The sequence below is a fragment of the Brevundimonas sp. LPMIX5 genome (assembly GCF_003576505.1).
GTDB classification, from domain to species: Bacteria; Pseudomonadota; Alphaproteobacteria; order Caulobacterales; family Caulobacteraceae; genus Brevundimonas; species Brevundimonas naejangsanensis.
Genome location: NZ_QWTZ01000015.1, coordinates 72671 through 99563 on the forward strand (window position 1 = coordinate 72671; position 26893 = coordinate 99563).

At 67.6% G+C, this 26893-nt stretch carries 26 protein-coding genes; 7 read left to right on the top strand and 19 right to left on the bottom strand.

The genetic code is table 11. From position 1 onward, the window contains the following. The first annotated feature begins 12 nt into the window (after window positions 1–12). Window positions 13–2205, top strand: coding sequence for a 3-hydroxyacyl-CoA dehydrogenase NAD-binding domain-containing protein (locus tag D1604_RS13675; protein WP_119413752.1), 2193 nt, complete (start codon window positions 13–15; stop codon window positions 2203–2205). Window positions 2206–2347: 142 nt separating this feature from the next. Here the strand turns inward: D1604_RS13675 and D1604_RS13680 are convergent, their stop codons facing one another. The 3 genes from D1604_RS13680 to D1604_RS13690 all read right to left on the bottom strand — a co-directional run bounded on the left by D1604_RS13680 (window position 2348) and on the right by D1604_RS13690 (window position 7025). Then, window positions 2348–3166 (bottom strand): TIGR02186 family protein, encoded by an 819-nt coding sequence (locus D1604_RS13680; protein ID WP_024354967.1) that lies wholly within the window; start codon window positions 3164–3166, stop codon window positions 2348–2350. After that, window positions 3166–4089: a sulfite exporter TauE/SafE family protein gene (locus D1604_RS13685; protein WP_024354968.1), complete on the bottom strand. Its 924-nt coding sequence runs from the start codon at window positions 4087–4089 to the stop codon at window positions 3166–3168. Before D1604_RS13685 ends, D1604_RS13680 begins: the two co-directional genes overlap by 1 nt. Window positions 4090–4208: 119 nt before the next feature. Continuing rightward, window positions 4209–7025 (bottom strand): SEL1-like repeat protein, encoded by a 2817-nt coding sequence (locus D1604_RS13690; RefSeq protein WP_233552099.1) that lies wholly within the window; start codon window positions 7023–7025, stop codon window positions 4209–4211. Between the two features lie 244 nt (window positions 7026–7269). On the opposite strand from D1604_RS13690, the gene D1604_RS13695 reads away from it, so the two are divergent. Together D1604_RS13695 and D1604_RS13700 are read left to right on the top strand one after the other, a co-directional pair. After that, window positions 7270–7488, top strand: a complete 219-nt coding sequence (locus tag D1604_RS13695; RefSeq protein ID WP_119413737.1) for a hypothetical protein — start codon at window positions 7270–7272, stop codon at window positions 7486–7488. A 61-nt stretch (window positions 7489–7549) separates the two neighbouring features. Continuing rightward, window positions 7550–8056 (top strand): pyridoxamine 5'-phosphate oxidase family protein, encoded by a 507-nt coding sequence (locus tag D1604_RS13700; protein ID WP_024354971.1) that lies wholly within the window; start codon window positions 7550–7552, stop codon window positions 8054–8056. Window positions 8057–8100: 44 nt separating this feature from the next. Here D1604_RS13700 and argF read toward each other — a convergent pair whose 3' ends face one another. From argF to D1604_RS13720, 4 genes are all read right to left on the bottom strand, one after another. Then, window positions 8101–9018 carry an ornithine carbamoyltransferase gene (gene argF, locus D1604_RS13705; RefSeq protein WP_119413738.1) on the bottom strand — a complete coding sequence of 306 codons (918 nt, stop codon included), beginning with the start codon at window positions 9016–9018 and terminating at the stop codon, window positions 8101–8103. A gap of 134 nt (window positions 9019–9152) precedes the next feature. Beyond that, window positions 9153–10328 carry an aspartate aminotransferase family protein gene (locus D1604_RS13710; RefSeq protein ID WP_119413754.1) on the bottom strand — a complete coding sequence of 392 codons (1176 nt, stop codon included), beginning with the start codon at window positions 10326–10328 and terminating at the stop codon, window positions 9153–9155. Between the two features lie 134 nt (window positions 10329–10462). Further along, the gene (locus D1604_RS13715) at window positions 10463–11377 is read right to left on the bottom strand and encodes a M28 family metallopeptidase (RefSeq protein WP_119413739.1); all 915 of its coding nucleotides are present in this window, start codon (window positions 11375–11377) and stop codon (window positions 10463–10465) included. A 56-nt stretch (window positions 11378–11433) separates the two neighbouring features. Further along, window positions 11434–12261 (bottom strand): ABC transporter permease, encoded by an 828-nt coding sequence (locus D1604_RS13720; RefSeq protein ID WP_024354975.1) that lies wholly within the window; start codon window positions 12259–12261, stop codon window positions 11434–11436. Window positions 12262–12496: 235 nt separating this feature from the next. Here D1604_RS13720 and gcrA point away from each other — a divergent pair, with 235 nt between their 5' ends. After that, window positions 12497–13039, top strand: coding sequence for a cell cycle sigma 70 cofactor GcrA (gene gcrA / locus D1604_RS13725; RefSeq protein WP_119413740.1), 543 nt, complete (start codon window positions 12497–12499; stop codon window positions 13037–13039). 395 nt (window positions 13040–13434) lie between these two features. On the opposite strand, the gene apaG is transcribed toward gcrA, so the two are convergent. Further along, window positions 13435–13842, bottom strand: coding sequence for a Co2+/Mg2+ efflux protein ApaG (gene apaG / locus D1604_RS13730; protein ID WP_024354977.1), 408 nt, complete (start codon window positions 13840–13842; stop codon window positions 13435–13437). A gap of 93 nt (window positions 13843–13935) precedes the next feature. Here apaG and D1604_RS13735 point away from each other — a divergent pair, with 93 nt between their 5' ends. Further along, window positions 13936–14973 carry a 2'-deoxycytidine 5'-triphosphate deaminase gene (locus D1604_RS13735; RefSeq protein WP_119413741.1) on the top strand — a complete coding sequence of 346 codons (1038 nt, stop codon included), beginning with the start codon at window positions 13936–13938 and terminating at the stop codon, window positions 14971–14973. A 58-nt stretch (window positions 14974–15031) separates the two neighbouring features. On the opposite strand, the gene D1604_RS13740 is transcribed toward D1604_RS13735, so the two are convergent. Both D1604_RS13740 and D1604_RS13745 read right to left on the bottom strand, forming a co-directional pair. Beyond that, entirely contained in the window at window positions 15032–16300 is a 1269-nt protein-coding gene (locus tag D1604_RS13740; protein WP_119413755.1) for an MFS transporter, read from the bottom strand. A gap of 47 nt (window positions 16301–16347) precedes the next feature. Further along, window positions 16348–16824 carry a cupin domain-containing protein gene (locus D1604_RS13745; RefSeq protein WP_119413742.1) on the bottom strand — a complete coding sequence of 159 codons (477 nt, stop codon included), beginning with the start codon at window positions 16822–16824 and terminating at the stop codon, window positions 16348–16350. A 49-nt stretch (window positions 16825–16873) separates the two neighbouring features. On the opposite strand from D1604_RS13745, the gene dapE reads away from it, so the two are divergent. Beyond that, complete coding sequence (gene dapE, locus D1604_RS13750) at window positions 16874–18067, top strand: succinyl-diaminopimelate desuccinylase (RefSeq protein WP_119413743.1); 1194 nt, start codon at window positions 16874–16876, stop codon at window positions 18065–18067. A gap of 6 nt (window positions 18068–18073) precedes the next feature. Here the strand turns inward: dapE and D1604_RS13755 are convergent, their stop codons facing one another. The 3 genes from D1604_RS13755 to D1604_RS13765 all read right to left on the bottom strand — a co-directional run bounded on the left by D1604_RS13755 (window position 18074) and on the right by D1604_RS13765 (window position 19088). After that, on the bottom strand, window positions 18074–18427 hold the full coding sequence (locus D1604_RS13755) for a YbaK/EbsC family protein (protein ID WP_233552101.1): 354 nt from the start codon (window positions 18425–18427) through the stop codon (window positions 18074–18076). Between the two features lie 102 nt (window positions 18428–18529). After that, window positions 18530–18745, bottom strand: coding sequence for a hypothetical protein (locus tag D1604_RS13760; protein WP_024354982.1), 216 nt, complete (start codon window positions 18743–18745; stop codon window positions 18530–18532). Window position 18746: 1 nt separating this feature from the next. Beyond that, the gene (locus tag D1604_RS13765; protein WP_119413744.1) at window positions 18747–19088 is read right to left on the bottom strand and encodes a RidA family protein; all 342 of its coding nucleotides are present in this window, start codon (window positions 19086–19088) and stop codon (window positions 18747–18749) included. A 129-nt stretch (window positions 19089–19217) separates the two neighbouring features. Here D1604_RS13765 and D1604_RS13770 point away from each other — a divergent pair, with 129 nt between their 5' ends. After that, window positions 19218–19652 carry an SRPBCC domain-containing protein gene (locus D1604_RS13770; RefSeq protein WP_119413745.1) on the top strand — a complete coding sequence of 145 codons (435 nt, stop codon included), beginning with the start codon at window positions 19218–19220 and terminating at the stop codon, window positions 19650–19652. Between the two features lie 27 nt (window positions 19653–19679). Here the strand turns inward: D1604_RS13770 and D1604_RS13775 are convergent, their stop codons facing one another. The 6 genes from D1604_RS13775 to D1604_RS13800 form a co-directional block, all read right to left on the bottom strand. Further along, entirely contained in the window at window positions 19680–20672 is a 993-nt protein-coding gene (locus D1604_RS13775; protein WP_024354985.1) for a type II secretion system F family protein, read from the bottom strand. Window positions 20673–20688: 16 nt separating this feature from the next. Next, a complete protein-coding gene (locus D1604_RS13780) occupies window positions 20689–21672 on the bottom strand; it encodes a type II secretion system F family protein (protein ID WP_119413746.1) in 984 nt (327 codons plus the stop codon). 5 nt (window positions 21673–21677) lie between these two features. Next, entirely contained in the window at window positions 21678–23255 is a 1578-nt protein-coding gene (locus D1604_RS13785) for a CpaF family protein (RefSeq protein WP_119413747.1), read from the bottom strand. After that, window positions 23256–24707: an AAA family ATPase gene (locus tag D1604_RS13790; RefSeq protein ID WP_119413748.1), complete on the bottom strand. Its 1452-nt coding sequence runs from the start codon at window positions 24705–24707 to the stop codon at window positions 23256–23258. Then, on the bottom strand, window positions 24704–25393 hold the full coding sequence (locus tag D1604_RS13795; RefSeq protein WP_119413756.1) for a CpaD family pilus assembly protein: 690 nt from the start codon (window positions 25391–25393) through the stop codon (window positions 24704–24706). Before D1604_RS13795 ends, D1604_RS13790 begins: the two co-directional genes overlap by 4 nt. Before the next feature lie 5 nt (window positions 25394–25398). Continuing rightward, on the bottom strand, window positions 25399–26893 hold a 1495-nt coding region (locus D1604_RS13800; RefSeq protein ID WP_147399930.1), incomplete at its 5' end, for a type II and III secretion system protein family protein.

The following is a 26893-nucleotide window of genomic DNA, read 5'->3' on the forward strand; positions in this document are numbered from 1 at the left end:
GAGCATATGACCATGGAAAACTTCAAGATCGACATCGACGCTGACGGCATCGCCACAGTCGCCTTCGACGTGCCGGGCCGTTCGATGAACACCCTGACCAGCGCCGTCATCGCCGAGATCCCGGCTCTGGTGGAGAAGATCAAGACCGACGACGCCATCAAGGGCGTGGTCATCACCTCAGGCAAGCCGACCGGCTTCTGCGCCGGTGCGGATCTGGGCGACATGGCCTCGGGCATGCTGGCCGGCGGCGGCGACCTGCAGAAGGCGTTCGACACCGGCTGGGCGCTGAACGGCGCCTTCCGCGCGCTTGAAACCTCGGGCAAGCCGGTGGCGGCGGCCATCAACGGCCTGGCGCTGGGCGGCGGGCTGGAGTTCACCCTGGCCTGCCACTATCGCGTCGTCGAGAACGACCCGAAGATCCAGCTGGGTCTGCCCGAGATCAAGGTCGGCCTCTTCCCCGGCGGCGGGGGCACCCAACGTCTGACGCGCCTGATCGGGGTGCAGAACGCCCTGATGCAGATGGCCGAGGGCAAGTCCTGGCGCCCGAACGACGCCAAGGGCGCCGGCGTCGTCCATGAGGTCGTCGAAAAGGGTCAGTCGGTCGCGGCCGCCAAGGCCTGGATCAAGAACGGCGGCAAAGCTGTTCAGCCGTGGGACGATGCCAAGTTCAAGATTCCTGGCGGCGGCCCGCACCATCCGGCGGGGATGCAGGTCTTCGTCATGGGCAACGCCATCCTGCGCAAGCAGTCCTATGGCAACTACCCGGCTGTGCTGAACATGATGAAGGCCGTCTATGAAGGCGTTCAGGTGCCGATCGAGGCGGGCCTGCGCATCGAGACGCGCTACTTCATCAAGACCCTGATGACGCCGCAGGCCCAGGCCATGATCCGCAGCCTGTTCCTGTCCAAGCAGGAACTGGACAAGGGCGCCGTGCGCCCGGCGGGCGTGCCCAAGTCCGACCCCAAGAAAGTCAGCGTCCTGGGCGCCGGCATGATGGGCGCGGGCATCGCCTATGTTCAGGTCATGGCCGGCATCGAGACCGTGCTGATCGACCAGACGCAGGAAGCCGCCGACAAGGGCAAGGCCCACGTCGAGGAACTGCTGAAGAAGCGGCTGTCTCGCGGTCAGATGACGCAGGAGAAGTATGACGCCACCCTGGCCCTGGTCACGGCGACGACGGACTATGACCTGATCAAGGGCTCGGACCTGGTCATCGAGGCCGTCTTCGAAAACCGCGAGATCAAGGCCGACGTCACCAAGCGCGCCGAGGCCCAACTGGCTGAGGGCGCCGTGTTCGGCTCCAACACCTCGACCCTGCCCATCTCGGGTCTGGCCGAGGCCAGCGTGCGCCCCGAGGACTTCATCGGCATCCACTTCTTCTCGCCCGTCGACAAGATGATGCTGGTCGAGATCATCATGGGCGAAAAGACCGGCGACGCGGCTCTGGCCAAGGCGCTGGACTATGTCCTGAAGATCAAGAAGACGCCGATCGTCGTCAATGACTCGCGCGGCTTCTACACCTCGCGCTGCTTCTCCACCTTCCTGATGGAAGGCATGGCCATGCTGGAAGAGGGCTATTCGCCCGTGCTGATCGACAACGTCGGCCGCATGACCGGCATGCCGCGCGGCCCGCTGGAGATGCACGACGACGTGGCGCTCGACCTGTCGTACAAGATCGCCAAGCAGACCCGCGAGGATCTGGGCGACAAATACGTCCCGACCGAGGGCGAGCAGATCGTCGCCACCATGGTCGAACAGGGCCGCTATGGCCGTAAGAACGGCAAGGGCTTCTACGACTATGATCAGAAGCCCAAGGTCATCTGGCCGGGTCTGGCCGAACTGGCCCCGACCACCAAGGGCGACGCCTTCGGCGAAAGCCCCGAGGCCCTGGCCGCCATCGACGAACTGAAGACCCGCCTGCTGTATCGTCAGGCGGTGGAAGTGGCCCGTTGCTGGGAAGAGGGCGTCATCGACGACCCGCGCGAAGGCGACCTAGGCGCCATCCTGGGCTGGGGCTTCGCGCCCTGGACCGGCGGCCCCATCACCTTCATCGACCAGACGGGCCTGAAGGCCTTCGTGGCCAAGGCCGACGAACTGGCCGCCAAATACGGCGACCGCTTCAAGGTTCCGCAGCTTCTGCGCGACATGGCCGCCAAGGACGAAACCTTCTACGGCCGCTTCGCGCCGGAGAAGAAGGCGGCCTGAGGCTCAGGCACAGACTGAAACGACAAAGGGCGGCCTTCGCGGGCCGCCCTTTTTTGTTGGCGCTCTCAAAGCCCTCCCTTGCGAGGGGAAGGGAGATGCGTCGCTCAAGCAGCGAGCCGCCGCGCGGCGAGCGATAGCGACACTAACGACTCCGAAACACCCGCGACGCCGCATAACCCGTCATCGCCGCCAGGATCACGCACAGCACGCCATAACTCCACGGGCGGCGGTGGGCGAACTCATAGATGTCGCGCTCCAGTCCCACCTTCTCGACCGTCAGGGTCAGGTTGGACACCGACACCGGCGCCCCTTCCTGAAACAGCCAGACCTCGGCGTAATACTTCCCCGTCGGAGCCACGGCGGGCAGTTTGACCTCGGCGCGGAACAGGCCCCGGTCAACGAACTCCACCCCCTTGGGGTCGGTGTCGTAAAGGGCCGCCGCCTCCTTCAGCCGGATGACGGCGCGGCGCCAGTCCAGATAGTCTTCGCCCAGACGGCTGACGACCACGTCGCGCACGCCGTAGCGGGTGACGGTGCGGGCCTCTTCCGGCGCGTCGATGCGCAGGTGGTCGACGCCCACGCCCAGGCGGCGCAGCTGGCCGAAATCGGCGATGTCGCTCAGCGGCCGCGTCGAGGCGGTCATGTAGAAGCCGGGCGCCCCCTCGAACAACACCGGGCGGCTGTTCAACCAGACCCCCATGTTGCGCGCCTTCTTGACCAGACGCACCGGCGCGTCGGGCCCGCGCACCACCACCACCACGTCGGCGGGCGTGTCGGTCGGGTTGAACACGGCGCCGTAGAGGACGATGGACGCCCCCCGGAAACCAGAGTCCACATCCACCCGTGCGTCGGTCAGGGCGGCGGCGACGCGCACCTCCTCGGTCGTGGCGGCCGAGCGTTCGATGATGATCTCGGGCGCCGCAATCTGGGGCGGCGGTTCTGGCGGCAGAACCTGAAACATCAGTCCGCCACCCCCGGCGCCAGCAGGAACAGATCGCTGGGCCGCACGAACAGTTCCAGCCCCATCTGAATGCCGACCAGCAGAACGATCAGACCCAGGGCCGCACGCATCTCTTCGGCGCGGAACCGGCCCGACAGGCGCGCGCCGTACTGAGCCCCGACGACACCGCCCAGCAGCAGGATGGTCGACAGGACGATGTCCACCGTCTGGTTGCGCCCGGCCTGAAGCACGGTGGTGATGGCGGTCGTGATGATGATCTGGAACAGGCTGGTGCCGACCACCACGCTGGCCTTCATCCGCAGGACATAGAGCATGGCCGGCACCAGGATGAAGCCGCCGCCCACCCCCATGATGGCCGACAGGATCCCGGCGAACACGCCCAGTCCAAACGGCGGAATGGCGCTGATATAGAGGCCCGAGCGCGGGAAGCGCATCCTGAACGGCAGGCCGTACAGCCACATGGGGCGGCGGCGTTCCTTGCGCGGCGGGGTCTCGCCCCGGACGCGATGCAGGATCTGCGTCAGGCTCTCGTACAGCATCATGCCGCCGATGGAGCCGAGGAACAGCAGGTAGGACAGCGACACCACCAGGTCGGCCTGACCCAGCAGACGCAGGTAGCGGAACAGTTCGACTCCGGCGAGCGCGCCCAGCGCCCCGCCCACCGCCATGATGCCGCCGATGCGGTAATCGACCGCCTTCATGCCGGAATAGCGGATGACGCCCGAGGTCGAGGAGGCGACGACGTGGCTGGCCTGGCTGGCCACCGCCACCGTCGGCGGAATCCCCAGAAACACCAGCACCGGCGCCATCAGGAAACCGCCGCCGATGCCGAACAGGCCGGACACGAATCCGACCAGCGCCCCCAGCATGACCAGAAGCGGCCAGTTCACCGAGACTTCGGCGATCGGCAGGTAAATATCCACGGCACGCGCCTTCGGCTGGAAGGACAGGCAATCGGCGCCGGAAAGGCGACTAGGCCTCTGGTCTTAGCGGCCCCTGCGGCGAACCGCCACCCCCGGCCGCGCCTGTTTGCGCGCGGCCTCTACGCCAGCGGCGGCGCGGTGAAGGCGTCGGCGGCCTCGCGGGCCTTGCGGCGTTCGACAGCCGACAGGGCGGGCGTCAGGCGCTGCACCGAGGCCAAGGCCTGCTGATCGCCGCGACGGGCCGCGATCATGTACCATTTGAAGGCTTCGGTGCGGTTGGCGGCGACGCCCTGATCGCCCTGCTCCAGCATCTTGGCGACGTTGTACTGGCTGTCGACGCGTCCGGCCTCGGCGGCCTTCTTCAGCCAGGTCAGGGCGTCCGGCCCGCTCTTGGCGCCGCCCACCCCGTCATAAAGCTGCATGGCGTAATGGTGCATGGCCTTGGCGTCGCCGCCCTCGGCCGCACGACGGGCCCAGGCGCGCGCCTCGGCGTCATCGACCGCCAGCCCGGCCTGACCTTCCTGATAGAGCATGGCCAGACGCAGTTGCGCCGGCGCATAGCCCAGATTGGCCGCACGCGTCAGCGGTTCGACGCCCGCCTCGTCGCCGTTGTTCAGCATCAGACTGGCGCGAGCGAACAAAGAGGCCCCCTCCGTCGCAGCCGCCTCGGGCGACGGCACGGCCTCGGTCGGCACGGCGTCCAGCGCCACAGCGGCGATAGGCGCATCCAGCCCGGCTTCCGCATCCGCTGTACCCGCCGCAACGCCGGGCACGCTCACGCCGGGGAAGCGCAGGCCCGCGCCTTCGGCCACCTGCAGGCTGGCGTAGCCGCCGCCGACCACCAGGGCCGCCACGGCCGAGGCGCCCATGGCCTTGCGCATGGTCGAGCCCTGACGGCCCGCCTGCTTGTCCAGACGCTCCTGCAGCTTGGACTTGCCGCCGCGCTTCTTGAGACCGAAGCCGGAGCGGGCGCCGTCATCGGCGGCCTCAGGCGCCATCGCGGCGCGCGCCGCGTCCAGCACGTCGCGCGTCGTCGTCGGCTCCTCGGCGACCGTCGCACGCGGCGCGGGATCGACGAACTCCAGTTCCGCCGCAAAACCGTCGTCATCGTCCAGCGTCAACGGACGGTCACCCGCCGTCGCGGCGCCCGTTTCGGGACGGGCGAAGACATCGGCCGCCGGGTCTTCGAACGCCGCCAGAATGTCGCTGATGTCAGCGCCGCCAAAGGCGTCCGGCGCATGGAGCGAAGATGAGTCCGATGCGGTCTCGGCGGGCGCTCGTCCGAACGGCGCCGCGCTCTGTCCCGGCTCCAGGAAATCGGCTTCGAACGGGTCGGCGAAGACGCCGTCGTCCGGATGGCGTTCAGTCTGGGTCGGGAAGGGTTCGGCCTGAACGGCGCCCGCCAGCGGGTCCTGCGACCAGGGCTCGACCGGGTCGGAGAAAGCGGCCGCGCGCCAGTCGCCGCTGGGGCTCTCAGCGGGGGTCCAGGGCGCGGGTTCAGCGCTTTCCAACGGAACGTCGCGGCGTTCGGTGCGACCGGCGCGCTGCTCGATGCTGTCGCGAGCCTCGGCCAGCAGGCGCGCCGTGCGCTCCTCGCTCTGACGCATCCGTTCAGCCAGGTCGCCCGAGGCGCGCTCGTGGCGCTGATGCATCTTGTCGGTGCTTTCGGCCAGACGGCGGCCGATGTCGTCCAGCGCCTGGGCCGAGCGACGTTCCGACTGGGCGATGCGTTCGCCGAGCCTGTCGGAAATACGGGCGATCTCTCCGCCCAGACGTTCCAGCGCCAGAGCGTGCTGATCGTCAGCCTGGGTCAGGCGCTGATCAACCGCCTGGGCGTGGCGGGCCAGATCGCGCTCCAGCTTCTGCTCCAGCGCGGCGACGCGCGTGTCGGACGCCCCTGCGCCTCCCGCCTCTACCTTCTCGACCCGACCGTTGAGGTTGCGGGCGATGCGCATGATCTCGCGGCCCATGCCCTCGACGGCGACGACCGAGCGCTGCTCGGCGGCGCGGGCCTGATCGCCAATGGCGGCCAGTGCGCGCTCGATCCGTTCGACGCGTCCTTCGGTCTCGGCCGCATCCAGACGGCGCATCATCTCGGCGCGGCTGGACTCGACCTGTCGGCTCAGGCTCTCGGCCAGCTTTTCAAAGCGCGAGCCTTCGCGCGCATGATCCGGCTCGATGCGGCGCTCGGCGTCGCGCATCCGCAGGTCCAGCGCGGCGAACGACCGCTCCAGCCCCTTCAGGGCTTCGGAGGTCTGCGACTGGGCGTCGTCCAGACGCGCGCCGACCTGCGACAGCAGCGAGGTTCCAGCGCCCGGCCCTGCCGCCTTCTCGACGGCCTCGATGCGGTCGCGCAGTTCGCTGACGCCCGCTCGCTGGCGCTCGTCCATTTCATACAGGCGGGTGGAGACGGCGGTCAGGGCCGCGTCCAGCCTGTCCAGCCCCTCGCGCGCCTCGGTTCCGGCGTCCTGCTCCAGACGGCGCAGACGACGATGACCTTCGCGCAATTCCTCGGCGATGTCGTCGATGCGGCGCGCCTTGACCGCCTCGGCCTCGTCCTGCGTCTCCAGCCGACGCACCAGACCGGCCACAGCCTGATCAATGCCCTGGATGGCCAGCGTCGAGCGGCGTTCGGCCGCCTCCAGACGCTCGGCGATCACTTCCAGCGAAGCGCCCATCCTGCCCATGCTTTCATGGCGGCCTTCATCGCCATAGACGTCGTCCAGACGGCGCGAGCGGCTGCGGCGGTCGTAAGGGTCCGGAATGGGCGACCGGCGCGGCAGGGTGGCGACCCCGTCGTCCTCGTCCGGCTCGTCCATGATCATGGAATTCAGCCACTCGCCCAGGGTCATGCCCGAGCGACGCGCCAGATCCTTGGCGATCTCGCGCGCCTTGGGGTCGATGCCCTTCACGCTCCACGGCGCCGCTGCGGTCACTGATTCGCCTCCCGACCCATGGCGCGAACGGTATCCTTCCAGATAAAGCGTGTAAACGTGTCGTTAACCGCAAGATGTGGCGCCTCGTTACGAAACGCCGACGGCAGCCGACACGGCGCTGATGCGCCTGACATGGTTAATGCCGCGTTTAGATTAACCGCGCATCAAGAAATACGGCCAAGCTGCAGATCGTGGACAGCGGGACGCTTGCATCCCGCCCTCGGGCGCCCCAACTGCCGCGGTCATGGACGCCACGCTCACCCTGATCCTGCTGATCGCCTCCTTGGCGGTCGTCGTCTTCGCCGGATGGCGCGGAGCGCGACCGACAGACATCACGCGCGGCCCGCGCATGATGCCGTGGCGATTCATCATGCTGCTGGCGGCTGCGCTGGTCTTCTTCCTGCTGATTCATCTGATGGCGGAGCTCAGCGGGCGTCCCCTACCCGCCGCGCCGCCTTTCTAGCGGAACGCTACGACCCCTGGCTGGTTGTCTTGTCTCCCCCGCCGACAGACAGGAGACGAGCGTGACCGACAGGGAACTGACGCCCCACGAAGCCGAAGAGGCCTTCTGGAAAAGCCTGAAGTCCAGCAATACGGGCATGCTGGGGCTGGACCGTCCCGGCTATCACAGCCAGCCGATGACCGCCTTTCGCGAAGCCGAAACCGGGACCATCTGGTTCTTCACCCGCGACGACACGGACCTGGCGCGCGACGCGGCCGCGCCGGGACAGACGGCCATGTTCAGCTATGGCGCGAAAGACCAGAAGGTCTGGGCCTGCATTCACGGCGCCCTCTCGGTGCACGGCCACGACCGCGAGGTCATCGAACGGCATTGGAACCCGGTGCTGGCGGCTTGGTATCCCGAGGGCAAGGATGATCCGCGCCTGACGCTTCTGCGCTTCGACGCGGACGACGGCCGTATCTGGGTCAGCGACGGCGGCCTGATGAAGTTCGCCTTCGAAATCGCAAAGGCCAATCTGACCAAATCCTTGCCAGACGCTGGAGACGTGGTCGACGTCAACCTGAGCTAGGCGCCGGGCCCGCCCTCAAGCAGCGCGAAGCGCGTTAAGGCTTCCTAAAAAGCTCCGAAACACCAGGCCAGGACCGCCTTCTGGGCGTGGAGGCGGTTCTCGGCCTCGTCCCAGATCAGCGACTGCGGACCGTCGATGACGGCGTCTGTCACCTCTTCGCCCCGGTGGGCGGGCAGGCAGTGCAGGAAGACGGCGTCGTCGGCAGCCTCGGCCATCAGGGCTTCGTCGACGCTATAGGGCTCGAAGGCCGCCAGCCGGGCCTCATAGTCCTGATCCCCCATCGACACCCAGGTGTCGGTGACGATGACGTCGGCGCCCTTGACCGCCTCGCGCGGGTCGCTGGTCAGGTGGACGCGGGCGCCGCCCTTTTCCAGATCGCGCAGGTCGGGGTGGTATTCCGCCGGGCAGGCGACGTGCAGGTGGAAGCCGAACCTGGGCGCGGCGTGCATGAAGCTGTGGCAGACGTTGTTGCCATCGCCGATCCAGGCGATCGTCTTGCCCTCGATCGGGCCGCGATGCTCCTCGATGGTCATCAGGTCGGCCAGGATCTGGCACGGGTGGCTGCGGTCGGTCAGGCCGTTGACGACCGGCACGGTCGAGACGCGGGCGAAGCGCTCGACGTCCTCATGGTCGTTGGCGCGGATCATAACGGCGTCGACCATGCGCGACAGGACGCGGGCGGTGTCCTCGACCGGCTCGCCCCGGCCCAGTTGCATGTCCGAGGCGGTGGCGATGATGGACGCGCCGCCCAGTTGGCGGATGGCGGCGTCAAAGCTGAAGCGGGTGCGCGTCGAGTTCTTCTCGAAGATCATGGCCAGCACGCGATCCTTGCCCGGCGCGTCGGCGTCGGCGCGGCCCTGAGGCCAGCCCTTGCGCGCGCGCTTGCGGGCGTGGGCGTCGTCCAGAATGGCGCGCAGATCAGCCGCGTCCAGGCGGTGGATGTCGAGGAAGTGACGAACCATGACCAAGCCTTCTCCCTCCCCGTCATGGGGAGGGTGGTCCCGCAGGGACCGGGTGGGGGCGGCCCTGCGGAAATCTGGATGTAGAATAAAACGGCCCCACCGGCCCTCCCCATGAAGGGGAGGGAGAAGCAACGTCAGCCCGAGACCTTGGTGCGGGCGAACTCGCAGGCCTTCTCGAACTTCTCGACCGCCTCGCGGGCTTCTTCGAGGGTGATGTTCAGCGGCGGCAGGACACGGACCAGATTGTCCCCGCCGCCCGCGACCAGCAGCTTGGCCTCGTCGCGCGCCCAGCCCATGAACTCGCGGTTGTTCGGGACCAGTTTGACGCCCAGCAGCAGACCCTTGCCGCGCACCTCGACGATCACGTCGGGGAAGCGTTCAGCCAGACCATGAAGCTGCTGCTTCAGATAGCCGGCGACCTCATTGACGTTGTTCAGGATGGCGTCCGACGACACCTCGTCGAAGGCCGCCTTGCCGACCGCCATCGCCAGCGGGTTGCCGCCGAAGGTCGAGCCGTGAACGCCGACCGTCATGCCCTTGGCCGCCTCGGCCGTAGCCAGGCAGGCGCCGATGGGGAAGCCGCCGCCCAGAGCCTTGGCGATCGCCATGATGTCCGGGGTCATGCCGGCCCATTCGTGGGCCCACAGCTTGCCGGTCCGGCCCATGCCGCACTGGACTTCGTCGAAGATGATCAGGACGCCGTGCTTGTCCGCCATCTCGCGCATCCAGCGCAGATCTTCCTCAGGCGTGGCGCGGCACCCGCCTTCGCCCTGAACCGGCTCAAGAACGATGGCGGCGGCGTTCGGGTTCTCGAAGGCGGCGGTCAGGGCGGCCTTGTCGCCCCACTTCAGCTGATGGAAACCCTCCATCTTGGGGCCGAAGCCTTCGGTATAGCTGGGGTTGGCGGCGGCGTTGATGGCGCCATAGGTGCGGCCGTGGAACGAGCCGTCGAAGCCGTAGATGTCGATACGCTCAGGCTGGCCGTTGGTGACGTGATATTTGCGCGCCGTCTTCAGGGCGCACTCGATCGCCTCGGTGCCCGAGTTGGTGAAGAAGACGACGTCTGCGAACGACTTGGCGCACAGATCGTCGGCCAGGGCGTCCTGCCCCGGAATCTTGAAGATGTTGGAGACGTGCCACAGCTTCTCGGCCTGATCCTTGACCGCCTGCACCAGCTTGGGGTGGGCGTGGCCCAGGGCATTGGTCGAGATGCCCGAGACGCAGTCCAGATATTCGGTCCCGTCAGTGGACCACAGGCGGACGCCCTGGCCGCGCTCCACTTCCAGCGGCGCGCGATTGTAGACACCCATCAGATGACCGGACACTTGGCAGACTCCATAAAGCGAGACGGCCCCGGCACGACAGCGACGGGACCGCTTCAGAAAAGGGCGACGAACTTGTCAGGCTCTATTTCCCCTTAGTCAACACCGCGAGCGGCGCGAATTCAGCGCAGATGCGCATCCAGTTTCTGGATCAGGGCCGCATAGGTCCGGCCCGCCAGGTCGACAGCCTCGCCCTCGACCGCCTCCATGGCGTCGTCCTTGGAGTGGATCAGGCGGAAAACCTGCGGGACGAAGCCTTCGGCCAGGCCGTTGGCCTCGCCGCCGTTGAAGGCCAGCCACATCTGATGGGCGCCGACCTCGTCCTGAAAGCCCAATGAGACCACCGGCGCGCCCGCCGCCGAGAAGGCCCGGTCGTCCGACGGCGGATAGACGGGGAAGCCCACGCACTGCATGGCCCGCTCGGCGCACAATTCCTGCACCGCGCGGGTGACGAAGGCCGACTGCGGCCCGTTGTTCTGACCGTACATCATGGTGTCGCCATAGGCGGCGATATCGGAGTTCACCACGGCGGCGACGTTGGCGATCCCGTGCGCCTCGATCCACTTCCTGGCGCCGATCAGGCCCAGCTCTTCCTGATCGAAGAAGATGATGCGGATGCGGTGCGACAGAGGCGCCTCGCGCAGGATCTTGGCCGCCTCGATCAAGGCGACCACCGAACCGGCGTTGTCGATCACGCCCTGCGACATCGTCCCATCCCGCAGCTTCACCGCGTCATAGTGGGCGGTCAGCAGGATTTCCTTCGGCCCTTCGCCCAGGGTGACGACGACGTTTGAGCCCTGTATCGGCTCGCCCCGCCCGCCGCCTTCAAAGGTCTCGACGCTGGGCGTGAAACCCTCATCGCGCAACTGGCGCAGCAGCACCTCCAGCCGCGCAGCGTTCGAGGGCTTGACATAGGCGCCGACCTGCTCGCGCAGATCAGCGGCCCGGTTCTGCGCCAGCGACGGCGCGGCGCTCAGGCAGGCAGCGGCCAGGCAGGCGCCGCTGACAGCGGCTTTCAGACGAAGATGAAACGACATGGCGGGGCCCCTTTCGCGAAGCCCCTCGCCTCGCGCTGAACGCCCTGCTTAAAACGTCAGCTCTTCAGCCGCCAGCCCGAACGGAACACCAGCCAGCAGGCCGCGCCCATGACCACGGTCAGCACGGCGCTCATGACCACGCCGACCATCAGACTGCCTTCCGCGTGGCCGATGAACCCCGCCCTGAAGCCGTCGATCAGGTAGAAGAAGGGGTTGAACTTGCTGATGCTGGCGAAGGGCTCGGGCAGGCTGTCGATCAGGTAGAAGGTGCCCGACAGGAAGGTCATCGGCATGACCACGAAGTTCTGCACCGCCGACAGATGGTCGAACTTCTCCGACCACAGACCCGCCAGCACCCCCATCATGCCCATCAGCAGGGAGGCGATCAGGCCGAACCAGACGATCAGGGCGATGTTGGCCAGACCCAGCTTGGCAAACGGCATGACGCAGATCGCCGTCACCAGGCCGACCGCCACCCCGCGCGTCGCCGCCCCCAGGGTGAAGCCGATGGTCAGTTCCAGCGGGCTGAGCGGCGGGGTCAGGAAGTCGGTCGCCGTACCCATGATCTTGGCCTGAATCAGGCTCGACGAGGCGTTGGCGAAGGCGTTCTGAAGGATGGCCATCATGATCAGGCCCGGCGCCACGAACTCGGCGAAGGGCGTGCCGTGCAGCGGCGGCCGGGCGCCCTTCAGCGCCACCACGAAGACCATCATGTAGAGCAGGGTCGTCACCACCGGCGCCGCCACCGTCTGGGCGCCCACTTTCCAGAAACGGCGGACCTCCTTCAGGTAGAGGGTGCGCAAGCCCACCCAGTTGATCCCGTCGTAGCGGCGGGGCTGGGGGAGGCCATGAGGGGCGTCGGAACCGGCGGTCAGGTGCGTCATGCGGCCTCAGATGCGACAGGCGAAGCCGTTTCGCAAGGCGCCCGCCCTGTGGATGAAGGCCAAGAAACTGATTCAAATCGGGACATTAACCATACTACATATAGTTTCTGTGGACAGGTGAATTCCCACATATTGCGTGTTTTAAGAGGTGATTTACGATTAGAGGCGTGATGAGGGGCCGAAATTCGGACTCCGACACAAGATATTGAATCTGACGTCTCCGCAGGAGGACGACATGAACCCAGGTTGGACCGAAGACCGCGTCGGCGCGCTGAAGAAGCTGTGGCTGGAAGGCCAGTCAGCGAGCCAGATCGCCAAGGCCTTGGGCGGCGGCGTGACCCGCAACGCCGTGATCGGCAAGGTGCACCGCCTGGGCCTGTCGGGCCGGGCCGCTCCGTCGCAGCCCGCGCGCACGACCTTCCGCCCCGCCCGTCCCCGCGCCGCCGCCCCGGCCGCGCCGGTGCAGGCCCCGTCGGCCCCGCGCCGCATCGAGGCCGTCGCCCCGCGCCCGATCGCCGCCGCCGCTCCGCAGGCGCCGGCCCCGACGCCCACGCCGGAACTGCCCGGCACCGCCACCGTGCTGACCCTGGGCGCACACATGTGCAAATGGCCGATCGGCGATCCCTCGACCAGCGACTTCAGCTTCTGCGGCCGTCGCGCCTCGGAAGGCGTCTATTGCGTCGAACACGCCCGCGTCGCCTACCAGCCCCAGGTCCGCAAGAGCGCCAGCAAGGACGCCTCCTCCGACCTGGCCCGCAGCCTGCGCAGGTACATCTAAGTTCGCTATCGCTCGCGACGCGGTCGCTCGCTGCTTGAGCTCATTAAGCACGCTATCGCTTGCGACGCGGTCGCTCGCTGCTTGAGCTTTTAGGCCTGCTACCGCTCACCGCGCGGTGGTTCGCTACCTGAGCAGCCGCCGCGTCGTCGCCTTTCGGCCCCACGGCCGACACGAACGCCCCCTAGAGGGGCCGCCGTCCGCCCCGCCGGTTTCCTGCGGGCTCCGGGGCGGGACTGCGGTTCTCCGGGTTGACGCAGTCCCATCCCCCTCGCCTCTGGCGAGGGGTTTTTTGTTTGGCCCTACCGCGCTTCGCGCTGCTTGAGGGCTTGATAGCGCCCTACCGCGCTTCGCGCTGCTTGAGGGCCCAGTTAGGCGCCCCTGCCGCGCCCCTCGCTCTAGTTCAGCACCCTTCGCGCATCGGGCACGTCCAGACTGAAGGCGGGAATGGCGGCCTCAAACATCCGCCCCTCTGCGTCCTGCATGAAATAGGCGCCGACCATAGAGCCGGATGGCGTCGTCAGCGGACAACCCGAAGCATAGGCGTAGCTGTCGCCCGGCTCGATCACCGGCTGTTCGCCGACCACGCCTTGACCGCGCACCTCTTCGACCCGGCCCAGCGCGTCGGTGATGGTCCAGCGCCGGGCCACCAGTTGCACCGGGCCGCCGCTCAGATTGACGATCTCGACCTGATAGGCCCAGACCCAGCGCCCCTCGGCCGGATCCGACTGGCCCGCCAGATAGGAGGGGCGGACGCGAACGACGACGCCTTCGGTCTCGGCGGAGTAGGCAGGAGCGGAGTGCATGCGCTATATGCAGCCCGCCGTGCGCGGGGTTCAAGCGTCTGTCGTCGCCGACAAGCTACACAGACGGGAAAATCCGTGTGAGAATAGGACGGCATGACCAGCTTTCAGATTCCCGACCAGCCCGGCATCCTTCCCTTCCAGGGTATTGAGACCCTGATCGCGATCGGCGCCATCGCCTCCGACACCCCCTTCGACGTCGATCAGGTCCAGCCCGCCAGTCTGGACCTGCGGCTGTCGAACCAGGCCTGGCGCGTGCGCGCCTCCTTCCTGCCCGGCCAGCGCAAGGTTGAGGAACGCATCGCCGACGTCGCCATGCACGCCATCGACCTGTCCGACAGCGGTTATGTGATGGAGAAGGGCTGCGTCTACATCGCCCGCCTGCAGGAGCGTCTGCACCTGCCCAAGGGGCTGAACGCCCGCGCCAATCCGAAAAGCTCGACCGGTCGCGTCGATGTCTTCGTGCGCCTGCTGACCGATCAGGGCGGCAGCTTCGACGACGTGGACGAGGGCTATGACGGCCCCCTCTATCTCGAGATCGCCCCTCAGACATTCTCCATCCTGGTCAAGCCGGGCACCCGCCTGAACCAATTGCGCCTCAAGGCGGGCGAGCCGCCCAAGCTGGAGACCCGCAGCGTCGGCGTCGACCTGCGCGCGGGCGACAACGGCGTCGTCGGCTATCGTGGCCGTCGCCACGCGGGCGTGGTCAACATGGACCACATCGACGGCCACGACCCGCGCGACTTCTGGGAGCCGCTGACCCTGCGCCGGGGCGAGCTGCTGCTGGATCCGGGCGAGTTCTACATCCTGGCCTCGTCGGACGATGTAGAGATTCCCGTCGATCAGGCCGCCGAGATGACCCCGATCGACCCCTCGGTCGGCGAATTCCGCGTCCACTACGCCGGCTTCTTCGACCCCGGCTTCGGCACGGACGAGGCGCACGGCGCGGGCTCCAAGGGCGTGCTGGAGGTCCGCACCCACGACACCCCCTTCCTGCTGGAACACGGCCAGATCGTCGCCCGCCTGGTCTATGAACCGCTGACGGAACGCCCGTCGCGCCTCTATGGCGAAGGCGGCAGCCACTACCAGAGCCAGGGGCTCAAGCTGTCGAAACACTTCCGCCCCTGGGGGTGACCGCCAGAGACATGAAGGCCCCGAGATCAGAGGATCACGGGGCCTTTTTCTTGCGGTTCTAGGTCAGCTTGTTCGCCTTCCTCAGATCAGGAAAGACCTTGGCCCAGACACCCGTCGCGGCCAGCGCCCCGAAACCACCGAACACCGCCGCGCCGATCGGTCCGAGCAGGCGCACCATGACGCCGGAATAGGCCTCGCCCAGTTCATTGGACGCGCCGATGAACAGCATGGACACCGACGACACCCGCCCGCGCATGTGATCCGGCGTGGCCAGTTGGATCAGGGTCTGGCGGATGTTGACGCTGATCATGTCAGCCGCCCCGCCCAGAAACAGCACGGCCCCTGACAGCCAGACGCTCTTGGACAGGCCGAAGATCAGGGTGCAGACGCCGAACACGGCCACCGCCCCGAACATCCAGCGCCCGCCGTGTCGCACGATAGGGAAGCGGCTGAGATATAAGGCCATAATCAGCGCCCCCACCCCGAACGAGGCCCGCAGCAGGCCGAAACCGATGGCCCCGACATGCAGGATGTCGCGCGCGAAGATCGGCGTCAGCAGCGCCACCCCGGCCAGCAGGACGACGACCAGATCCAGCGAAATGGCGCCCAGCACGATCTTGGTCTTCCACACATAGGCCAGGCCTTCGCGGACCTGCTGCACCGGGCCCAGCTTGGACGGATCGACCTGAGGCTTGCCCTTGGTGCGGATCAAGATGAAGCAGGCGATTGCTGCCAGAAACAACGCCATCGCCGAGGCGTAGGCCAGCGGCACGTTCACGCCGACGATGACCCCGCCCAGCGCTGGCCCCGCAATGGCGCCGGTCTGGAAAGCGATGGACTGGGCGGCGATAGCGGGCGGCAGGGCCTTACGACCCACCACCATCGGCAGGAAGGCCTGGCTGGCCGGAGCAAGGAAAGCGCGCGCCGCGCCGAAGACGGCGGCGACCGCCAACAGGCCCCACAGAGGCGGCGATCCGTGCAGCGCCATCATCAGGAAGGCGCCCGCGCACATCCCCTCGACGATGATCGACAGGGTGACGGTATGCTTGCGGTCGCGCCGGTCGGCCATCGCCCCGGCCGGCAGGGTGAAGGCCAGCAGCGGCAGGAACTGGCACAGGCCCACCAGCCCCAGATAGAGGCTGGCCTCCTCGATCGGATGGTCGCGCCGGGCGATCTCATAGACCTGCCACAGCAAGGCCGAGGACTGGATCTGAATGCCCAAGACCGCCACCATCCGCCCCAGCCACAGCAGACGAAAGTCGCGAATGCCCCACGGACTGGACGGCTCGCCGTCATGAGAGGAACCGGACGGGGGGCCAGGCGGCAGAGGCGGCTGGGGCGGAACCGTCGGGGCGGAATCTATGGTTTCAGTCGTCACGTTCGTCTGGGCGTCTTCGGATAGGGGGTTCCGTCGCGGCGGCGATAACCGTCCTCCCCCTTGGGGGCGATCATGTCGATATCGGGATAGTCGCAGGCGTCCTCGGCGGGACGGCGCGAACCGACCTCCAGCAACACGGCCTCGCGATCACTGCGGTTCTCGATCTTGTGGCCATTGGGCACGCCCGCCTTGAAGCCGGCGCAGTCGCCGGGGCGCAACAGGGTTTCGCCCTCGTCCTCGACCAGCACCACCTCGCCGTTCAGCACCCAGACGAACTCGTCTTCCGCGCTATGCCAGTGGCGCTGGCTGGACCAGGCCCCGGCGGGCAGGCGCAACAGATTGACGCCGAACTGATCCAGGCCGACCGCGTCGCCCAGCCGCCAGCGGCGACGCGGCTTGCAGGGACCGGCGAATTCTTCCGGATATCCCGTTCCGTGGATGGTCGGGGTGGCGGCGATGTCGATCTTGGGCACGGTTTTCGGGCCTTCTCGCGGGTGCGCGATATGCCTAAAGCATAGCGGCATGAGCGCCGCATCACATTCCGTCATCGATCCTGTCGAACTGACCCGCGACCTGATCCGCATCCCCTCCGTCACGCCCGCCGACGAAGGGGCGATGGACGTGCTGGAGCGCGCCCTGACCGGCCTGGGCTTCACCTGCCGCCGCATGGTGTTCGAGGGGCCGAGCGGCGTGGGCCACGACGCCCGGATCGAGAACCTCTACGCCCGGCGCGGGACCGCCTCGCCCAACCTCTGCTTCGCCGGCCACACCGACGTGGTGCCGATCGGCGACCTGAAGGCCTGGAGCGCCGGTCCGTTCGAGGGCGAGACCCGCGACGGCGTCCTCTATGGGCGAGGCGCCGTGGACATGAAGGGCGGCATCGCCGCCTGGGTCGCCGCCGTCTCGCGCGTGCTGGCGGAAGGCGAGGTCCCCGGCTCCCTGTCCTTCCTGATCACCGGCGACGAGGAAGGCCCGGCCCTGCACGGCACCAAACGCGTGGTCCAGACCCTGGCCGCCGAGGGCGAGGTCATCGACGCCTGCGTGGTCGGAGAACCCTCCTCGGCTCACCACCTGGGCGACATGATCAAGGTGGGACGGCGCGGCTCGCTGAACACCTGGATCACCGTCCACGGCAAACAGGGCCACGTCGCCTATCCCGATCGCGCCGCCAACCCGGCGCCGGTGATCGCCCGCCTGCTGGCCCGGCTGGACGCCCATGTGCTGGACGATGGCTACCCCGAGTTCCCGCCCTCGAATCTCGAAGTCACCACCATCGACGTGGGCAATCCAGCGACCAACATCATCCCGGCCGAGGCCAGGGCGCGGCTGAACATCCGCTTCAACCCGACCCACACCGGCGACGGCCTGATCGACTGGCTGAACCGCGAGGCGGGCATGCTTCAGGCCGAAACAGGTCTGCGGATCGAGCTGGAGCACATGTGCTCGGGCGAGGCCTTCCTGACCGAACCCGGCGTCTTCATCAGCGCCGTGCAGGACGCGGTCGAGGCTGTTTTGGGCCGCCGCCCCGAAGCCTCGACCACCGGCGGCACCTCCGACGCCCGCTTCATCCGCGCCCTGTGCCCGGTGCTGGAGCTGGGTCTGGTCGGCCAGACCATGCACCAGGTCGACGAGCGCGTGCCCGAGGCCGAACTGCGCGCCCTGACCGACGCCTATGAGCGCGTCATCATCACGGTGCTGGAACGACTGGCCGCCTGATCAGGCTCAGCGGCAGGCGTCGACCCATTGCGCGCCTGTCAGCTCGGCCATGCGTTCAGGGCTGATGCGGACGGCCGAGTGGATGGCCCCGGCCGCCGGGATCACCACGTCCCAGGCCTTCAACGACGCATCGCAATAGACCGGCAGGGGCGTCGCCAGACCGAAGGGGCAGACCCCGCCGACCGGATGGCCGGTCACGCCCTCGACCTCGGCCAGGTCCAGCATCCTGACCTTGCCGCCGAAGGCCGCCTTGGCCTTGGCGTTGTCCAGCCGGGCGTCGCCCGTCGTCACCAACAGCACGATGCGGTCGCCCGCACGCAACGACAGCGTCTTGGCGATCTGTCCAAGGCTCGACGCCATGAGCGGCCGCCGCCTCGGCCACGGTGGCGGTGCTGACCTCCAGCTCGATAATGGCGATGTCCGGCGCCGTTTCCGCAAAGAAGGCGCGGACGCTGTCCAGGCTCACGCCTCGCCTGCCGCTTCCAGCCGGGCGATGCGGCGGTCCATGTCGGCGACCTGATCTTTGAGGCGCTGCGCCTCGGACGCCATGTCGACCGGCGTGCCGTCCTCATAGGTCAGCTGCGCCCCCTTCTCGATCAGATCGAGACGGTACAGGGCGGTGACTCGGGTCGCTTTGAACCGTTCCAGCTCGCTCTCGTTCGAGATGACGCGCGCCATGTCAGCGCGCCGCCACGACGACGACCTCGACCCGATAGTCGGGCGCGGCCAGCTTCGCCTCGCAGGTGGCGCGGGCGGGCGGATTGTCCGCATCGACCCAGGCGTCCCACACGCTGTTCATCGCCGCGAAGTCGGCGATATCGGCCAGCCAGACCTGGGCCGAGAGGATCTTAGACTTGTCGCTGCCGCACGCGGCCAGAAGGGCGTCGACCTCCGCCAGGGCGGTGCGCGTCTGGGCGACGACGTCCTCGCCCGGCTCGCCGACCTGACCGGCCAGATAGATGGTGTCGCCGTGGATCACGGCCTGGCTCATGCGACGTTCGGGCTGGATGCGGGCGATCATGACGGCTCCTTGCTTCGGCCTCGGCCTTAACGCGACGGCGGCGCCGCTCCAAGGACAAACGCCGCTTCGACTGAAAGCTCAGGCCCGCGCCATCTTCCTAAACCGAAAAAGCCATGTCACAGGGAGCGCATGGAAACGATCCGCATCGAACACCGCATCGGCGTGCGCGCCACGGCTGAACGCCTCTGGGACGTGCTGACGGACTTCTCCGGCTGGGAGCGCTGGAATCCCCATGAGGTCGAGGTTCAGGGCGCCCTGGGCTATGGCGCGCCGATCAACCTGACCGAGCGGCTGCCGGATCTGGGCGAGCGCCAGGTGCAGGCGCATCTGGGCGAGTGGGAGCCGAACGCCCAGCTGGTCTGGGTCGAGCGCCGCGGCTTTCTGTTCCGCACCCTGCGCTACTATGAGATCGAGGAATTGGATCGCGGCGCCTGCATCGTCTCGCACGGCATGGCCTTCACCGGGCTGCGGGCCGAACTGTTCCACGACAAGCATCGCGGCCGCATCCGCCCGGCCTATGAGGCCATCAGCGAGAAGCTGAAACAGGTCGCCGAACAGGGCTGACGGACGCGCCCCGTCGGCCACCAGACGTCAGCCGCCCTTGATCGTATCGGTGATGTTGATGATTGCCGGTCCCAGGATGACGACGAACAGAACCGGCAGGAAGAACAGGATCATCGGCACGGTCAGCTTGGCCGGAAGCGCGGCCGCCTTCTTCTCGGCGGCGGCCAGACGCAGGTCGCGGTTTTCCTTGGCCATCACTCGCAGGGCGCTGCCCAGAGGCGTGCCGTAGGTCTCGGCCTGGGTCATGGCTGTCGCCACGGCGCGGATGCCCGGATGCTGCGTCCGCTTGGCCATGCCTTCATAGGCCAGGCGCCGTTCCGGCAGATAGCTCAGCTCGGCTGACAGCAGGGACAGTTCCTCGGCCAGTTCGATCGACTGGCCGCCGACCTCCTGACTGACCTTCTGGATCGCCGCCTCGATGGACATGCCGGATTCGACGCAGATCAGCAGCAGGTCCAGCGAGTCGGGAAAGGCCGCGACGATCGACTGACGCCGCTTGTCGATCAGGTTCTTCAGATAGACATTCGGCGCATAGAAGCCGACGCCCGCCGCCAGGATCACGAAGGAAAACAGGGTGAAGCCTGGCAGGTCCGGCTTGATCACCACAAACAGATAGAAGGCTGTCAACGCCATCAGGATGAACGGCAGGGCGAAGCGGAAGAAGTAGAAGGTGTTCACCGGCCCCGGCCCGCGAAAGCCGGCCTGGGTCATGTTTTCGGCGACCTTGGGGTCTTCCAGCAGCTTGACCAGATTCAGCCGCGCCACCACCCGGCTGCGGAAACTGTCGTCGGTGCGGCGCAGCCCGCCGCCGGTCTCGCCCCCGCCGCCGCGCAGGGCCTGACGCGAACGACGGCGCAACTCCTCGCGTCGTTCGGCCACGGCCTTCATCCGCTTGTCCAGCCGCGGCCCGCCGCCGACGAAGGACGACAGCAGCGTCAGGACGCTGGCGAAGACGGCGACGCCTACGCCGATGCTCAGCAGGTTCTGCGGATCGGTGATGAAGCGCATGAAGGCGTTCACGGTCCTGGCCCCTTCCTCAGAACTTGAAGTTGATCATGCGCTTCATCACGAAGACGCCGGTGGCCATCCACATGACTGCGCCCAGCAGCATCACGTGGCCGCGCACGTCGGTGAACAGCAGCATCATGTAGCTGGGGCTGGTCAGGGTCACCATGATCATGACCGCCGGCGGCAGGGAGCCGATGATGGCCGCCGAGGCCACGGCTTCGGACGACATGGCCTTGATCTTCTCGCCCATCATCCGCCGGGCGCGCAGCACCGAGGTCAGGTTGCTCAGGGCCTCAGCTAGGTTGCCGCCCGACTTCTGCTGGATGGCGATGACGATGGCGAAGAACTTCAGCTCCGGCGTCGGCATCCGCGTGTACATCTTGTCCAGGGCGTCGGCGAGCGTCAGCCCCACGCCCATCCCCTCGACCAGAAGGCGGAACTCGCCCGCCAGAGGCTCAGGGCTTTCGCGGGCGATGACCTTGAAGCAGTCATGGACGGGCAGGCCGGTCTTGATGCCGCGCACCAGCACGTCGACCGCATCGGGAAAGGCCAGGGCGAATTTCTTCATCCGCGCCTTGGCCTTCATGTTCACGACCCAGCGCGGCAGGCCCAACCCCATCGCGATCCCGACTCCCAGCACGATCAGGATGTTGCCGCCCAGGACAAAGGCCAGAAGGGCGCCGATCAGCCCCATCGCCACGCTGATGATGACGAAAGTCCGCAGCGACAGTTCCAGCCCCGCCTGCTTCAGCTTGGCGCTGGTGGTCATGCGCGCCTTGCGCTCGCGACGATCGACCTCGCGCAACTGGACCATGATCTGCTTGCGTCGGGCCTCGGGCGTATTGGCCGCCGCCGCCCGCTTGGCCGCCGCCACCGACTCGGTGCGGCTGGTCGCCAGAACCTTGGCGCGCTTGACCGCCTGACCCGAGGAATCGTCGCCGCCAACCAGCACCCAGCCGACGCCGCCGATGGTGATGAAGGCCAGAACCGCCGCAAGCACAGGAAGCAGCATCCGCCCTACTCCGCCGCGTCCAGGGCCTCGGCCAGTTCGCGCTCCAGACCGTAATAGCGGGCGCGGTCCCAGAAGCGCGGGCGGGCGATGCCGGTCGAGCGGTGGCGCCCGGTGATCTTGCCGTGCGCGTCCTCGCCGGTGATGTCGTAGACGAACAGGTCCTGGGTGACGATGACGTCGCCTTCCAGCCCCACCACCTCGGTGATGTGGGTGATCCGGCGACTGCCGTCGCGAAGGCGCGCGGCCTGAACGATGACGTCGATCGAGCCGACGATCATCTCGCGGATGGTCTTGGACGGCAGGCCGTAGCCGCCCATGGTGATCATGGATTCCAGACGGCTGATCGCCTCGCGCGGGCTGTTGGCGTGCAGGGTGCCCATCGACCCGTCGTGGCCGGTGTTCATGGCCTGCAGCAGGTCGAAGGCCTCGGGCCCGCGCACCTCGCCGACGATGATGCGTTCGGGGCGCATCCGCAGGCAGTTCTTCACCAGGTCGCGCATGGTGATCTGGCCCTGCCCTTCCAGGTTCGGCGGGCGGGTCTCCAGACGCACGACGTGCGGCTGCTGCAGTTGCAGCTCGGCGGCGTCTTCGCAGGTGATGACGCGCTCGGTCGGGTCGATGAAAGCCGTCAGGGTGTTCAGCAGCGTCGTCTTGCCCGAGCCGGTGCCCCCCGAAATGACCAGGTTGCATCGCGCCGCGCCGATAACGCCGAGAACGCGCGCGCCCTCGGGGCTGATGGAGGCGTACTCCACCAGATTGCGCATCGTCAGCTTGTCCTTCTTGAACTTCCGGATCGTCAGCGTTGGCCCGTCGATGGCCAGCGGCGGAGCGATGACGTTGACACGGCTGCCGTCGGGCAGACGGGCGTCGCAGATCGGCGAGCTTTCATCGACGCGGCGGCCGACCTGCGACACGATCCGCTGACAGATGTTCATAAGCTGAATGTTGTCGCGGAAGCGAACGTTGGTCAGCTGCACCTTGCCGCCGACCTCGATGAAGACGCGTCCTGCGCCATTGACCATGATGTCGGCGATGTCGTCGCGCGCCAGAAGGGGCTCCAGCGGCCCATAACCCAGCACATCGTTCAGGATGTCCTGAACCAGGTGCTCCTGCTCGGCGACCGACATGGAGACGTTCTTGATCGCCACCAGTTCGGCGACGATATCGCGGATTTCCTCGGACGCCGCCTTCTGATCCAGCTGCGCCAGCTGGGCCAGGTCGATGGTGTTCATCAGGGCGTTGAAGATGGTCGTCTTCGTCGCGTGATAATAATCGCTCTGCTCGCGCACGATCTCGGCGACGGCCTGGGCGTTCTTGAGCTGAGCCAGGCCGGCGGTGGCGCGCGGCCCGGCGCCGCCCGCCGCCGGACGCGCCGACTGATCCGACTGTCCCAGCGCGTGCTCGAACGGATCGGGACGCCTGGGCGTCGTCGGCGTCAGAGGGTCCAGTTCTTCAGGCGAAAAGCCGTCGACAGGATCCAGCGCCGGACGCCGGGACGCAGCCTCGGCCAGACTGGGGTCCGGCGCCACCGTCGGGCGCGGGGCCGCCTGAACCGTCGCCGGGGCTGACCGCTTGCCGAACACCTAGGCCCGCTTCCGGCTGAACAGACCGGCGAACAGCGACGAACCGCCCGCTACGACCTTCGCCCGCGTCTGCGTTCCAGCGGTCGGCAGTTCGCGATGAGACACGATCTGGGCCAGGGTCTCGAACGCCTCGGCCGGTTTGGTCTTGGCCGCCGAGTCGATGATCATCTGGCCGTTGTTGGCCGCCGTGCCGAACACCTTGGCGTCGAAGGGGATGATCAGACTGGGATGCACGCCCAGCGCCGCGCCGAAATCCTTGACGGGGATCTCGGGCCGTCCCGGCAGGCCGACCTGATTCAGCACCAGACGCGGCGGCGCGTCGTTGGGTCGCCCCTGTTTGATCAGGTCGATCATGTTCTTGGCGTTGCGCAGCGAGGCCAGGTCCGGCGTCGCCACCACCACCACTTCGTCCGCTGAAATCAGCGCTCGCCGCATCCAGCCCGACCACAGGTGCGGCAGGTCCAGAACGACGAAGGGCGCCGTGGCGCGGATACGCCCCGTGACTTCCTCGAACACATCGGGGCTGAAGTCCCAGTCGGCGTCCAGGGTGGCGGGCGCTGCGAACAGGCTCAGCTTGTCGGTACAGCGCACCGTCATCCGGTCCAGCAGGGTGGCGTCCAGACGTTCAGGCTGTTTCAGGGCGTCGGCGACCCCGCCCAGCGGATCCTGGTTGAAGTCCAGCCCCGCCGTGCCGAACGGCAGGTCATAATCGACGATGACGGTGTTGACGCCGATCCGCTCGCTCATCGCATAGGCGGTATTGTGCGCCACGGCCGAGGCCCCGGCCCCCCCGCGCGCGCCGACAAAGGCGATGGTGCGACCGACGAAGGGCTGAGCCGGATCAGCAAACAGGCCGCCGATCGCCGCGATCAGCTGCAAGGGCTGGATCGGCGCCACCAGATACTCGCTGACGCCGCGCCGCATCAGTTCGCGATAAAGAAGGATGTCGTTGGCCGCGCCGATGATGACGACCTTGGTGCCGGAATCGCAGACCTGGGCCAGTTGGTCGATCTCGGCCAGCAGGCTCTGCGGGTCCTTGAGGCTTTCGACGATCACCAGGGGCGGCGTCGGCTCGTTCTGATAGGCCTCGATGGCCGCCTGCACCCCGCCCAGACGGATCTGGGTGGCGGCGCGGGCCATGCGCCGGTCCTGACCGGCGCGCTCGCCGGCGGCGGCCGTGTCCTGCCGCTCGGCGAAGATATGAACCGCGATGCGCGGAATGGCGACTTCCACCGCCCCGCTCACCGGGCTGAGGGCCGAAGGCGTCGCAACGGCGGGCGGCGTCGCCTCCACGAACGCGCCTTCAACAGGGGCGGACATGGGCGCGACGGCGGGAGTGGGCATCGGCGCCGGAACGGGCCGACCGTCATCAAGATCCAGAAACTCGTCGTCCAGATCAAAGCCGTCCAGGGCGTCGAACCCGCTCGAATGGGTATCGGCCAGCTTGCTCATTGAATGGCCTGTGAGATGCGCATTTGCGACAGCAGGGGTTCACGCGCCGCCGAGGTCGCCGTTCCGGCGCGATAGGCGTCGAACACCACCGCCCGTCGCCCGGCCTCGGACGGCGTCATGCCGCGCGGCGCCACGATATCGCGCGGATCGGCGATCTGGGCGGCCAGGTTGGCGTTGACGGCGCAGCCGAAGTTGGAGGCGGACTGATTGTCGCCGCTCCGGCCCAGATTGCCCCATTGCGTTCCGCACTGAGGCACCACCGCACGGACGGTCTCGAACCCGACCAGCACGGGCGCGCGCGGATCAGGCGCGACATAGGCCGCGACCTGGATGCGGTTCTCCGGCACCCCCGCCTGTTGCAGGATCGCCCGGACGCCCCAGGCCGCTTCGGCCGCCACGGGGTCGCCGCCGGACGGGGCTTCGATGACCAGGACCGACGCCCCCTCCATGGCGAAGCGGTTGACCAGATCGCCCAGGGCCGCGCGCTGATTGGCCGAGACGCCCGTCTCATGCACCGCCAAAGCGATGCGCTCGAGTCCCGGCTCGACCTGGAGGGAATAGCGCGACGTGGGCGTCAGCGGCGGTTCGCCGCCCAGGCTCGCCGGGCCGCCGACGCAGGCCGACAGGGCTAATCCGCCCGCCGTCAGAGCAATCAGGGGAAGATACCGCGAAGAAAGTCGGGTCATGGCGTTCACTCGATCACATAGCCGACGGGGCCGCGCCAACCGGGGCCCGCCTGGGCGGTCGGCGCGGGCGAGCCGTAGACCTGATTCAGCTGGCCGAAGAAGATGGTCTGGGCGTCATGGGCGATGCGCAGGCCGTCGGCCGGCGTCTGCATCCGCCCCGGCGCCGTCGGCGTGACGACATAGGGCTCGACGATGACCACCAGTTCGGTCTCGCCCATCAGATAGTCGCGTGAACGGAACAACTGCCCCAGCACCGGGATGTTCGTCATGCCCGGCAGGGAATCCACCGCCTGACGCGTGCTTTCCTGCAACAGGCCGGCGATCATCATCGACCCGCCCGAAGGCAGTTCGATGGTGTTCTCGCTGCGCCGCACGGTCAGGCCCGGCAGGGTGATCGACGACGGCGTTCCGGCGCCGATCGTCAAACCGCCGCTGGGCGTCAGCTCCGACACCTCGACCTTGACCTGCAGGCTGATGCGCCCTTCGGACAGCACGACCGGGCGGAAGCCCAGCGCCACGCCATAGGGTTTGTACTGCACCGTGACCTGACCATCGCGATCGCGGCCGGTGGGCACAGGAAACTCGCCGCCCGCCAGAAAGCTGGCGGCCTCGCCGTTGACCGAGGTCAGGTTGGGCTCCGCCAGGGTGCGGACCAGACCGACGCGCTCGAACGCCTTCAGCGTCGCCGAGCCTTTGTTCAGGCCGTCGGAGCCGGGACCGGTGCCCGGCTGTGCGGTTTCCCAGTTCGGAGGATCGCCCGGACTGCCATCGACAATGACCGGGCATAGGGCCCCTTCCGGCCACCCCGGCCCGATGCAGGGCGCCTGCATCTGGAAGTTCTTGGTCGTGTCGCGCGCGATCCCGCCCGCCAGCCCGCCAAGCAGCGAGCCGTTGACGCCCCAGGTGGCGTTGTTGCCCAACAACCACTGGGTGTCCCCGACACGGCCGATCACCGCCTGGGTGTCGAAACCCAGTTGCTTGATGACGTTGCGCTGCACCTCAACCACGCGGACCTTCAGCGTCACCTGGTCCGAACCGGCGACCGAGATCATGTTCATGACCTTTTCGGGCGCGCTGACGAAGGCGCGCGCCACCTGGGCGGCGCGGTCGGCGTCGGCCGGGCTGGCGGCCAGACCGCTCAGGATGATGCTGTCGTTGACCGCTTCGGCCCGCAGGTCCGAGCCGGGCGCGATGCGGTTCAGCGTGTCCTGCAGGGCGCTGACGCCCGCATCTACTCGCACGCGCAGCGCCAGAATAGTGCGGCCTGCGGCGTCCAGGAACACGGCGTCCGTCTCGCCCCCCTCCAGGCCGATCATGGTGATGCGGCGCGGCGAATGCAGCATGGCCTCGGCCACGCGCGGGTTGGAGATGATGACGTCGCGCGCATCAGACGGCAGGTCGACCGCAAAGGAGGTCCCGCGCGGCAGGTTGACCAGCTGCGGCGCCGAGCCTGCGGTAATGGCTGCGCGCGTCGTCTGGGCGCCCGCCTGATCCATCGGC